Here is a 10,422-nt window from a genome sequence, read left to right as displayed (position 1 = left end):
GGGTCCCCGTCAATTCCTTTGAGTTTTAATCTTGCGACCGTACTCCCCAGGCGGTCAACTTCACGCGTTAGCTACGTTACTAAGGAAATGAATCCCCAACAACTAGTTGACATCGTTTAGGGCGTGGACTACCAGGGTATCTAATCCTGTTTGCTCCCCACGCTTTCGTGCATGAGCGTCAGTGTTATCCCAGGGGGCTGCCTTCGCCATCGGTATTCCTCCACATCTCTACGCATTTCACTGCTACACGTGGAATTCTACCCCCCTCTGACACACTCTAGCCGTGCAGTCACCAATGCAATTCCCAAGTTAAGCTCGGGGATTTCACATCGGTCTTGCACAACCGCCTGCGCACGCTTTACGCCCAGTAATTCCGATTAACGCTTGGACCCTACGTATTACCGCGGCTGCTGGCACGTAGTTAGCCGGTCCTTATTCTTCCGGTACCGTCATCGACCCCAGGTATTAACCAGAGCCATTTCTTTCCGGACAAAAGTGCTTTACAACCCGAAGGCCTTCTTCACACACGCGGCATTGCTGGATCAGGCTTTCGCCCATTGTCCAAAATTCCCCACTGCTGCCTCCCGTAGGAGTCTGGGCCGTGTCTCAGTCCCAGTGTGGCTGATCGTCCTCTCAGACCAGCTACTGATCGTCGCCTTGGTGGGCCTTTACCCCACCAACTAGCTAATCAGACATCGGCCGCTCCTATAGCATGAGGCCTTGCGGTCCCCCACTTTCACCCTCAGGTCGTATGCGGTATTAGCTAATCTTTCGACTAGTTATCCCCCACTACAGGGCACGTTCCGATGTATTACTCACCCGTTCGCCACTCGCCATCAATCTAGCAAGCTAGATCATGCTGCCGTTCGACTTGCATGTGTAAGGCATGCCGCCAGCGTTCAATCTGAGCCAGGATCAAACTCTTCAGTTCAATCTGCTGTTTTTCGCTCTTTACGAGCGGTCGCTCACTCTCAGAATCTGACTTGAACTTTCGTTCAAACCTTACTTCTGTGCGAGCACTTCATTACTTGTTAGCTAGCGGATCGAAATCCGCCGCATCCAGTATTAAGCGCCCACACTTATCGGCTGTTTGCTTGTTAAAGAACTTCGCGATCAACTTTGTTCACCGCGTCGCTGCGTTGTCTGCAGCAGAGAAACGAGATTATGCAGAGCTTTTTCGTCGCTGTCAACAACTCGTCGAAGAATTTTTATCATCAACTCGCCGCCAACCACTCCTGAATTTCCAGCCAATCGCCAACCACACAATCGACCGCAAACCCGCCCCACTCCTGCTTCTCCACCACCTAACTCCACCGCCTCAACCTGCGTTTCGGCGCTGTGTTTTGCAGCGAGGGGCGAACTATAGGCGGGTTCCTGGAGGTTGGCAACACCTTTGTCGTTACGGGTTGATGACGAGTTCGTGAAGAATCGCCGCCAGCCCCGTCTGCGCCTAGGATTGCGGCCGCAAAGCACGCGCAAACGAGGCCGCGAATACTCGAGGTTGTTACTCGGGTATTCCCGAGATCACTCCGCTAAGCACTGCTTATTGGTGCTTGAACGCCGGTGCGCGCTTCTCGACGAAGGCGCGCATGCCCTCTTTCTGGTCTTCCGTGGCGAATGTGGAGTGGAACAGGCGGCGCTCAAGATGTACGCCTTCGCTGAGCGAAGTCTCGTAGGCCGCGTTGATCGACTCTTTGATCATCATGACCGTGGGCAGCGAGAACCCGGCAATGGTTTCTGCGGCTTGGATGGCTTCGTCGAGCAGCTTGTCTGCGGGGATGACGCGGGAGACCAAGCCGGCGCGCTCAGCTTCTTCAGCGCCCATCATGCGGGCGGTCAAGCAAAGATCCATGGCCTTGGCCTTGGAGACGGCGCGCGGCAGGCGCTGCGTGCCGCCGGCGCCGGGCATGGTGCCGAGCTTGATTTCTGGCTGGCCGAACTTGGCGGTGTCGGCGGCAAGGATGATGTCGCACATCATGGCCAGTTCACAGCCGCCGCCCAGCGCGTAGCCGGCCACTGCGGCAATCACCGGCTTGCGGATGCGGCGGATGGTTTCCCAGTTGCGCGTGATGTATTCGTTCTTATAGACCGTGGCGAAGTCGTATTCAGCCATGGCGCCAATATCCGCGCCCGCGGCGAACGCCTTTTCACTGCCGGTGATGACGATGGCACCGATGTTGGCATCGGCATCGAAGGTGAGCAGCGCGGCGCCAAGCTCATCCATGAGCGCATCGTTGAGGGCATTGAGCGCCTTCGGGCGATTGAGCGTAATAAGACCGACGCGACCGCGCGTTTCAACCAGAATGTTTTCGTAGGACATGGAAGCTCCAGTTGGAATGGATGTAATATTAGCCGACCAACCGGTCGGTTAATCAATAAACCGATGACCGAGGAGGAGACAAGATGACTAGCCCGACCATTCTGCTTGACTGGCATGAACGCGTGGCAACCATCACGCTAAACCGGCCCGATCAGCTCAACAGCTTCACGGCCGGCATGCACCAGGAACTGCGCGACGCGCTGGACAAGGTGGAGCGCCAGCGGGCCCGCGCGCTGATCCTGACCGGAGCGGGGCGCGGTTTCTGCGCGGGGCAGGATCTCTCCGAACTCAATTTCACGCCCGGTCAGATGACCGACCTGGGTCAGCTCATCGACGAACAATTCAACCCGCTGGTGCGCCGACTGCGTGCCATGCCCCTGCCAGTGATTGCCGCTGTGAACGGCGTGGCCGCGGGCGCGGGCGCGAATCTGGCGCTGGCGTGCGACATCGTGATGGCCGCCGAGAATGCGTGCTTCCTGCAGGCCTTCGTGAAAATCGGGCTTCTGCCGGATTCGGGCGGGACGTGGTTCCTGCCGCAACGCATCGGTGTGGCGCGGGCGATGGGCCTGGCGATGCTTGGCGAGAAGCTGGACGCAAAGACAGCGCTCGCCTGGGGCCTGATCTGGGGCGTTTATCACGATGCCAAGATCCTGATGACCGAAGTGAATTGCATGGCCGACCACTTGGCCAAGCAGCCGACGCGGGCGCTAGCCGCCATCAAGCGTGCGATGCATGCGGCGCCCACCCAGTCGCTCGACGCCCAGTTGGATCTGGAACGCGACCTGCAGCGCGAACTCGGCAACTCTCATGATTACGCTGAGGGCGTCGACGCTTTCCTCAACAAGCGCGTGGCGCATTTCACCGGCGAATAGCGGAATCTGCATGACCGAGACCACCCTCCACGACGCGCAGGCCCTGGCCGAGGCAGCCTGCAAGAGCATGTTTGACGCCGATGCCTGCACCCGCTGGCTTGGCATGCACGTGGAGGCGGTCGGGCCCGGCTATGCCCGCTTATCCATGACCGTGCGGCCGGAATTCCTGAATGGCCATCGCACGTGTCATGGCGGACTGATCTTCACGCTGGCCGATTCTGCCTTCGCGTTTGCCTGCAACAGCCACAATCACAACACGGTGGCGGCTGGGTGCAGCGTCGAATTTCTGCGGCCAGCGCATCGCGGCGATGTGCTCGTCGCCGAGGCAACCGAGCAGGTTTTGTCCGGCCGGCATGGCGTGTACGACGTTCGTGTCTCCAACCAAACCGGTGAGGTGGTCGCCATGTTTCGCGGCAAGTCCGCACAGATTCGCGGCCACGTCATTCCCGTCTCCGACAGCAGCGAGGCCTAGCCGCACCATCGTTATAAAGATCCGAGATCGCGCCACCACAAGAGGACGCCGCACGACGGCATCCCGAGGAGACCCGCATGCGCCCCCGCTCGACCGACCTGCCGCTCGATCCAATCGAGACCGCCAGCCGTGACGCCATCCAGGCGTTGCAGCTTGAACGCCTGAAGCGCAGCTTGGCGCACGCGTATGAGAACGTGCCGGCCTACCGGGCCAAATTCGACGCGGCGGGCGTGCATCCGTCGGATTTGCGGTCGCTTGCCGATCTGGCGAGGTTTCCATTCACGACCAAGGCGGATTTGCGCGACAACTATCCGTTCGGCATGTTTGCGGTGCCACAGGATCGGATTGCGCGTATCCACGCGTCGTCGGGCACGACGGGCAAACCCACGGTCGTCGGCTACACGCTGGCGGATATCGATACGTGGGCCGGGTTGGTGGCGCGCTCGATTCGGGCGGCGGGGGCACGGCGCGGCGACAAGGTCCACGTGAGCTACGGCTACGGGCTTTTCACCGGCGGCCTAGGCGCGCATTACGGCGTGGAGCGCGCTGGGCTGACAGCCATCCCGTTCGGCGGGGGGCAGACCGAGCGGCAAGTGCAGTTGATCGTCGATTTTCAGCCGCAGATCATCATGGTCACGCCCAGCTACATGCTGGCCATTGCCGACGAGTTCGAGCGGCAAGGCATGGACCCGGCCACGTCCAGCCTGCAGATCGGCATCTTCGGGGCCGAGCCATGGACGCCCGAGATGCGCAGCGCGATCGAAGCGCGCATGGGGCTTTCAGCGGTCGACATCTACGGCCTATCGGAAGTGATGGGGCCAGGCGTCGCGAGCGAATGCGCCGAAACCAAGGACGGCCCAACCATCTGGGAAGACCACTTTTATCCGGAGATCATCGATCCGGACACGGGCGAGGTGCTGCCTGACGGCGAGTTCGGCGAACTGGTGTTCACCTCGCTGACCAAGGAAGCGATGCCCGTGGTGCGCTATCGCACCCGCGATCTGACGCGTCTATTGCCGGGCACGGCGCGTCCGGGCTTCCGTCGCATGGAGAAAATCACCGGCCGCTGCGACGACATGATGATCGTGCGCGGCGTGAACGTGTTCCCCTCGCAGATCGAGGAATTGATCCTGAAGCACGCGGCGCTGTCCCCGCACTATCAATGCGTGCTCGGCAAGGAAGGACCGCTGGATACGCTGACGGTGCGGATCGAGGCGGCGCTGGGTGCGCCGGCTGACGCAGCCCAATCGGCGGGCCGCCAACTGGCGCACGACATCAAATCGTTGATTGGCGTGACAGCGGCGATCGAGACGTTGGCCAGCGGCGGGATCGAGCGCTCGGTCGGCAAGGCGCGCCGCGTGGTGGACTTGCGACGGGGTTAGTCCCTCTCTTTAGCGGGCGGCGACGCCGACGCTGCCACCCTTCGGCACGAGCACCCAAAGGCGGCCCGCCTGCTTCATGCGCCCGGCCAAGTCGCCCGCGGCATCGCCATGGCCGAAGTAGTAATCGGCACGGACGGCGCCGCGAATGGCTGAACCCACGTCCTGCGCAAAAACGAGTTTCTGGATGGGATCGGTCGACAGCGGCTTGGTGGTCGACAGAAACACCGGGGAGCCCAGCGGAATGTAAGTCGGATCTACTGCAATCGAACGCTCGTCCGTGAGTGGCACGCCGAGCTTGCCGATCGGGCCGCCCGTGTTGCCCGGCGTCTCTGCAAAGAACACGTAGCGCGGGTTGATGTTGAGCATCTCGTCGACGCGGCTCGGATTGGCGCGTGCCCAGGCCTTGATTCCCTGCATGGTCGCCTGCACCGGTGTGATTTCACCCATGTCGAGCAGCCAACGCGCGAACGAGCGGAACGGCTGGTTGTTGGTCCCGCCCACGCCCAGGCGCATGATGCCGCCCTCTTCCAACTGAACCTGGCCCGAACCCTGGATCTGCAGGAACGCTGCTTCGACCGGGTCGTCCACCCAGACAATCTCTTGGCCCTGGAGCGCCGGACTGCGGATCAATTGCGCGCGGGCCGGCAGGGTCTTGCCGCGCCACGCAGCGGGCATGCGGTACAGCGGCGTCTGATAGGCCCCGTGGCGGGTGCGCGAGCCGCGCAGCAGCGGTTCGTAGTAGCCGGTGATGAGGCCACTGTCGGTGCCGTCGTCCTTCACGACCCGATACGGCGTGAAGTTGTCTTCAAAGAAAACGCGCATGGCGATCGGGTCGCCAGCGTCGACCATCAGGCCGGCGGTGCACACGCGCGACCAATCGGCGCGACGCTTCATTGCCTGACAGTTCGACTGCAGTGCGGGCCAGGCGGAGGCGAGGTCATCGACAGTCCAGCCGGACACATCAGCCCAGGTGGCGGGAGCCAGATGCCCGCCGAGCGTGCCGGTGGGCGCCTGCGGCGCTTCGACGCGCGGCGGCGGCCCGCTCGTGCAAGCTGCCAGCATTGCGGCGACCAGTGCCGCGGCCAGGGAACCCATCCGCGCAGCCCATCGGCGGTGCAGGGCGTTGCCGGCTCGTGTCAATGCGTCCAAGGTTGCTGCTGTCATGCGTGTTCCATCCTGTCCGGTGCGGCCCCGGGCTTGGCTACAATGCCTCGCACCCGAGCTTCCCGCCGTCGACCATGAGCGAATTCTTTGAAAACCATCCGATGATGCTGTTCGGCCTGGAGGCCGGCGTGGCGCTGTTCCTGCTGATCTTCATCGTGATCTGGACGATGTCGGGCGCCAAGAAGCATCCGCGCCCACTGCGTGCGCCGCCCGAACACCCGTCGCGCCATAGCGATGCCGCCAAGCCTTCGGAATCGACCGCCGCCGCCCCGAAAGATTCGCAAGCGGCCAAATCCGACGCGCCCTGATTCCCGATCAGTGCAGCATGCGCGGCATCACCAGCGCAAATTCGGGGATGGGCGCCTCGAAGCGGTGACCGTCCTCAGCCACGCAGAAGTATTCTCCGCGCATCGTGCCCACGGGTGTCTTGATGGTCGCCCAGCTCGTGTATTCGAAAGACTCGCCCGGCGGCAGCAGCGGCTGGTGGCCAACCACGCCCAGGCCGTTCACTTCCTGCACCTGCTCGTCGGCGTCGGTGATCACCCAGTGGCGGGAAATGAGCTGGCTCGGCACGTCACCGGTGTTGCGGATGGTGATGGTGTAGGCGAAGGCGTAGCTGCCCTGTTCCGGCTCGGATTGCTCCGGCAGATAGCGCGTCCGGACCTGGACGGTGAATTCGTAGCTCGGCATGTCGATCCACAATCAGAATTGGCGCCCATTGTGCGGCATGGCTGTGGCAGCGGCAAGGCGCTGGCAGACGGCCGATCCGGCTAAAATGGCGGCCTCCTTTGCGCATCTGCGCGCCTTATCCGTCTCCCATCATGTCCGCAGCCATCGATCCGTCCGGTTTCCGCATTGCCCCGTCCATCCTGTCCGCCGACTTCGCCCGCCTTGGCGAAGAAGTGCGCCGCGTGCTCGAATCGGGCGCCGACTGGATCCATTTCGACGTGATGGACAACCACTACGTGCCGAACCTGACTGTCGGGCCGCTGGTCTGCGAGGCAATTCGCCCGCACGCGCAAAAGGACGGCAAGCCGGTGCCGATCGACGTGCACCTGATGGTCAGCCCGGTCGATCGCATCATCCCGGACTTTGCCAAGGCCGGCGCTGACCTGATCACGTTTCACCCGGAAGCTTCGGAGCACATCGACCGTTCGCTGGCGCTGATCCGCGACAACGGCTGCAAGGCTGGCCTGGTCTTCAACCCGGCCACGCCGCTGCACTATCTGGATCATGTGATGGATCGCCTGGACATGGTGCTCATCATGTCGGTCAACCCGGGCTTTGGCGGCCAATCGTTCATTCCGGAAGCGCTGAACAAGCTGCGCACCGTTCGTCAGAAGCTCGACGCATACCAAGACAAGACCGGCCGCAAGATCCTGCTTGAGATCGACGGTGGCGTGAAGGCAGACAACATCGCCGAGATTGCCAAAGCCGGCGCCGACACCTTCGTCGCCGGTTCGGCCGTGTTCGGCAAGCCGGATGCAGATGGCGGCTACCGTGGCACCGTGGGTGCGCTGCGCCAAGCGCTCGCCCCCCTGGCATGACGACGGGCGTGCTACCCGCCGGCCCAGTTCGCGCCGTCATCATCGATCTGGACGGGACGATGGTCGACACCGCAGGCGACTTCCACGCCGCCATCAATGCGATGTTGGAGGCGCTTGGCGCCACGCCGGACATGCCGACCGAGGAAGTCGTCGGCTACGTCGGCAAGGGCTCGGAAAACCTCGTGCGGCGCGTGCTCGATGCGCGCTTGCCACCGGCTCAGGCCAACAGCCGCTTTGCGGAAGGGCTAGAGGCGTACCAGCGCGCCTACATCGCCATCAATGGTCAACACGTGAGCGTCTATGAAGGCGTGCGCGAAGGGCTGGCTGCACTGCGCGACATGGGCATCGCCCTCGCGTGCGTGACGAACAAGCCACACGATTTCACGCAGCCGCTTCTGGCGCAGCTCGGTCTGAACACGTATTTCGACCTCGTCTACCCGGGTGACGCCTTCCAGTATCGCAAGCCCGATCCGTACCCCATGCTGCGGGTGGCGGAGGCGTTTGGCGTGACCCCGACTGAAATCGTGGCCATTGGTGACTCGGAAAACGACGCCCGCGCGGCCCGCGCGGCCGGCATGCGCGTGCTGGCGGTGCCGTACGGCTACAACCACGGCCAGCCTATACAGCACGCAGGAGCCGATGCTATAGTCGACACACTTTTTGCGGCAGCTGAGTTGATCCGGCCCTATGCAGAGCCACACAACACCGTCTCTGCCGCTTCCAACTGACGATCCATGTTCCTGAATCGCAAACGCGTCGACGCTGGTGGTGACCGGGGGGCTTGGCCCTGGCGGCCCTGGCACGCCCTCGTCCGGGCGTAAGCGTTTGCACGGCTGCTGATCGTTCTTCCTCGGTTTCGGCACTCTGGCGCGTCACGAGCGCGCCGCCCAAACCACCCCCGCATCTCCTGCCCCAAACGCTGACCGCCCGCCGGTCTTCCGCTGGCCCGCTTTCGGCTGCGGACGACCCTTGCGGGATCGCACGGTCGCTTTTACGACGTTCGCGCGTTCCCATCCCTGATGTTCTGCTAACGTTCCGACGGCATCATTGACGCTCTTGCGTTTGCCGTGGAGCGAACGCATGCCGGTGGGCGCGCAACCGCCCGCCTGGCGAATCGACCTGACCGCTCATGACCGAACTCGAATTCAAATCGCTGGCCGACCAGGGCTACAACCGCATTCCGCTGATTGCCGAGGCTCTGGCCGACCTGGAGACGCCGCTGTCGCTGTATCTGAAGCTGGCGCAATCACACGACCGCGGTACGCATACGTTCCTGCTGGAATCGGTGGTGGGCGGCGAGCGCTTTGGGCGTTACTCCTTCATCGGCCTGCACGCGCACACGCTGCTGCGCGTCAAGGGCAACCACACCGAGGTGGTGACCGACGGCAAGGTGGTGGAAACGCACGACGGCAATCCGCTGGACTTCATCGCCGCGTTCGAGCGCCGCCAGAAAGTGGCGCTGCGCCCGGGCCTACCCCGCTTCTGCGGCGGCCTGGCTGGTTATTTCGGCTACGACGCCGTGCGCTTCATCGAGCTGCGCCTGGCCGAAACCGCCCCGCCCGATGATCTGCAATTGCCCGACATCCAGCTCATGCTGTGCGAAGAGCTGGCCGTGATCGACAACCTGTCGGGCAAGCTCTACCTCATCGTCTACGCCGATCCGTCCAAGCCCGAGGCCTATTCACGCGCCAAGCAGCGCCTGCGCGCGTTGCGCACGAAGCTGCACCAGCCGGTGGATGTGCCGGTGACGTCGCCGTCGGTGCGCACCGACACCATCCGCGAGTTCGACAAGGCCGACTACATCACCGCCGTGCTCAAGGCCAAGGAATACATCGCCGCCGGCGACATGATGCAGGTGCAGATCGGCCAACGCCTGGTCAAGCCGTTCCGCGACGCACCGCTGTCGCTGTACCGCGCGCTGCGCTCGCTGAACCCGTCGCCGTACATGTATTTCTACAACTTCGGCGACATGCAGATCGTCGGGGCATCGCCGGAAATTCTGGTGCGCCAGGAAGAACGTCGTGTGCCGGCTGCTGAAAACAACGGCAACGGCGCCGACGAATCCGCCCGCATCGTCACGATCCGCCCGCTGGCCGGCACGCGCCCGCGCGGCAGCACGCCCGAGCGCGATGCGGAACTCGCCACCGAGCTCCTCAACGACCCGAAGGAAATCGCCGAGCACGTCATGCTGATCGACTTGGCGCGCAACGACATCGGCCGCATTGCCGAAATCGGCTCCGTCAAGGTGACGGACCAGATGGTCATCGAGAAGTATTCGCACGTGCAGCACATCGTCAGTTCCGTCGAGGGCCGCCTGAAGCCCGGCATGACCAACATGGACGTGCTGCGCGCGACCTTCCCGGCCGGCACGCTCTCGGGTGCACCCAAAGTGCGGGCGATGGAGATCATCGACGAGCTGGAGCCGGTCAAGCGCGGCATCTACGGCGGCGCGGTGGGCTATCTCTCGTTCTCGGGTGAGATGGATCTGGCTATCGCCATTCGCACCGGCATCATCAAGGACGGCAATCTCTACGTGCAGGCCGCCGCCGGCGTGGTGGCCGATTCGGACCCGGATGCCGAATGGAGGGAAACCGAACACAAGGCGCGCGCCGTGCTGCGTGCCGCCGAGCAAGTGCAAGACGGCCTCGACGCCGATTTCTGAGGT

10 protein-coding genes and 1 rRNA gene are annotated in these 10,422 nt (G+C 62.9%); 7 read left to right on the top strand and 4 right to left on the bottom strand.

All coding sequences use genetic code 11. The features are described 5' to 3' along the window. Positions 1 to 931: ribosomal RNA gene (locus DOD19_RS00765) — 16S ribosomal RNA — on the bottom strand; the annotation flags it as partial. A 612-nt stretch (positions 932 to 1,543) separates the two neighbouring features. Next, positions 1,544 to 2,320: an enoyl-CoA hydratase gene (locus tag DOD19_RS00755; RefSeq protein ID WP_024977763.1), complete on the bottom strand. Its 777-nt coding sequence runs from the start codon at positions 2,318 to 2,320 to the stop codon at positions 1,544 to 1,546. Between the two features lie 83 nt (positions 2,321 to 2,403). Here DOD19_RS00755 and paaG point away from each other — a divergent pair, with 83 nt between their 5' ends. The 3 genes from paaG to paaK all read left to right on the top strand — a co-directional run bounded on the left by paaG (position 2,404) and on the right by paaK (position 5,046). Continuing rightward, complete coding sequence (gene paaG / locus DOD19_RS00750; protein ID WP_112183537.1) at positions 2,404 to 3,192, top strand: 2-(1,2-epoxy-1,2-dihydrophenyl)acetyl-CoA isomerase PaaG; 789 nt, start codon at positions 2,404 to 2,406, stop codon at positions 3,190 to 3,192. A gap of 10 nt (positions 3,193 to 3,202) precedes the next feature. Continuing rightward, positions 3,203 to 3,664: a hydroxyphenylacetyl-CoA thioesterase PaaI gene (paaI, locus tag DOD19_RS00745; RefSeq protein ID WP_112183535.1), complete on the top strand. Its 462-nt coding sequence runs from the start codon at positions 3,203 to 3,205 to the stop codon at positions 3,662 to 3,664. Positions 3,665 to 3,741: 77 nt separating this feature from the next. Next, positions 3,742 to 5,046, top strand: coding sequence for a phenylacetate--CoA ligase PaaK (gene paaK / locus DOD19_RS00740; protein WP_112183533.1), 1,305 nt, complete (start codon positions 3,742 to 3,744; stop codon positions 5,044 to 5,046). Positions 5,047 to 5,055: 9 nt separating this feature from the next. On the opposite strand, the gene DOD19_RS00735 is transcribed toward paaK, so the two are convergent. Then, the gene (locus DOD19_RS00735) at positions 5,056 to 6,210 is read right to left on the bottom strand and encodes a murein transglycosylase A (protein WP_112183531.1); all 1,155 of its coding nucleotides are present in this window, start codon (positions 6,208 to 6,210) and stop codon (positions 5,056 to 5,058) included. A 74-nt stretch (positions 6,211 to 6,284) separates the two neighbouring features. On the opposite strand from DOD19_RS00735, the gene DOD19_RS00730 reads away from it, so the two are divergent. Beyond that, positions 6,285 to 6,518 carry a hypothetical protein gene (locus DOD19_RS00730; protein WP_024977768.1) on the top strand — a complete coding sequence of 78 codons (234 nt, stop codon included), beginning with the start codon at positions 6,285 to 6,287 and terminating at the stop codon, positions 6,516 to 6,518. Between the two features lie 7 nt (positions 6,519 to 6,525). Here the strand turns inward: DOD19_RS00730 and apaG are convergent, their stop codons facing one another. Beyond that, positions 6,526 to 6,900, bottom strand: a complete 375-nt coding sequence (apaG, locus tag DOD19_RS00725) for a Co2+/Mg2+ efflux protein ApaG (protein WP_024977769.1) — start codon at positions 6,898 to 6,900, stop codon at positions 6,526 to 6,528. A gap of 131 nt (positions 6,901 to 7,031) precedes the next feature. On the opposite strand from apaG, the gene rpe reads away from it, so the two are divergent. The 3 genes from rpe (at position 7,032) to trpE (ending at position 10,419) form a co-directional block, all read left to right on the top strand. Next, on the top strand, positions 7,032 to 7,757 hold the full coding sequence (gene rpe, locus DOD19_RS00720) for a ribulose-phosphate 3-epimerase (RefSeq protein ID WP_024977770.1): 726 nt from the start codon (positions 7,032 to 7,034) through the stop codon (positions 7,755 to 7,757). Beyond that, entirely contained in the window at positions 7,754 to 8,485 is a 732-nt protein-coding gene (locus tag DOD19_RS00715) for a phosphoglycolate phosphatase (protein ID WP_112183529.1), read from the top strand. The genes rpe and DOD19_RS00715 overlap by 4 nt, the downstream gene beginning before the upstream one ends. Before the next feature lie 401 nt (positions 8,486 to 8,886). Beyond that, positions 8,887 to 10,419, top strand: coding sequence for an anthranilate synthase component I (trpE, locus tag DOD19_RS00710; RefSeq protein WP_112183527.1), 1,533 nt, complete (start codon positions 8,887 to 8,889; stop codon positions 10,417 to 10,419). Positions 10,420 to 10,422: the final 3 nt, after the last annotated feature.

Origin of the sequence: Ralstonia sp. GX3-BWBA (genome assembly GCF_003290055.1) — a bacterium.
GTDB classification, from domain to species: Bacteria; Pseudomonadota; Gammaproteobacteria; order Burkholderiales; family Burkholderiaceae; genus Ralstonia; species Ralstonia holmesii.
This window is presented reverse-complemented; position numbering and strand designations above follow the sequence as displayed.

Bases quoted from the DNA above. Each gene is read 5' to 3' on its own strand.
- paaG (WP_112183537.1), top strand. From the start codon at position 2,404: ATGACTAGCCCGACCATTCTGCTTGACTGGCATGAACGCGTGGCAACC.
- paaK (WP_112183533.1), top strand. From the start codon at position 3,742: ATGCGCCCCCGCTCGACCGACCTGCCGCTCGATCCAATCGAGACCGCC.
- trpE (WP_112183527.1), top strand. From the start codon at position 8,887: ATGACCGAACTCGAATTCAAATCGCTGGCCGACCAGGGCTACAACCGC.
- DOD19_RS00755 (WP_024977763.1), bottom strand. From the start codon at position 2,320: ATGTCCTACGAAAACATTCTGGTTGAAACGCGCGGTCGCGTCGGTCTT.
- paaI (WP_112183535.1), top strand. From the start codon at position 3,203: ATGACCGAGACCACCCTCCACGACGCGCAGGCCCTGGCCGAGGCAGCC.
- DOD19_RS00730 (WP_024977768.1), top strand. From the start codon at position 6,285: ATGAGCGAATTCTTTGAAAACCATCCGATGATGCTGTTCGGCCTGGAG.
- DOD19_RS00715 (WP_112183529.1), top strand. From the start codon at position 7,754: ATGACGACGGGCGTGCTACCCGCCGGCCCAGTTCGCGCCGTCATCATC.
- rpe (WP_024977770.1), top strand. From the start codon at position 7,032: ATGTCCGCAGCCATCGATCCGTCCGGTTTCCGCATTGCCCCGTCCATC.
- DOD19_RS00735 (WP_112183531.1), bottom strand. From the start codon at position 6,210: ATGACAGCAGCAACCTTGGACGCATTGACACGAGCCGGCAACGCCCTG.
- apaG (WP_024977769.1), bottom strand. From the start codon at position 6,900: ATGCCGAGCTACGAATTCACCGTCCAGGTCCGGACGCGCTATCTGCCG.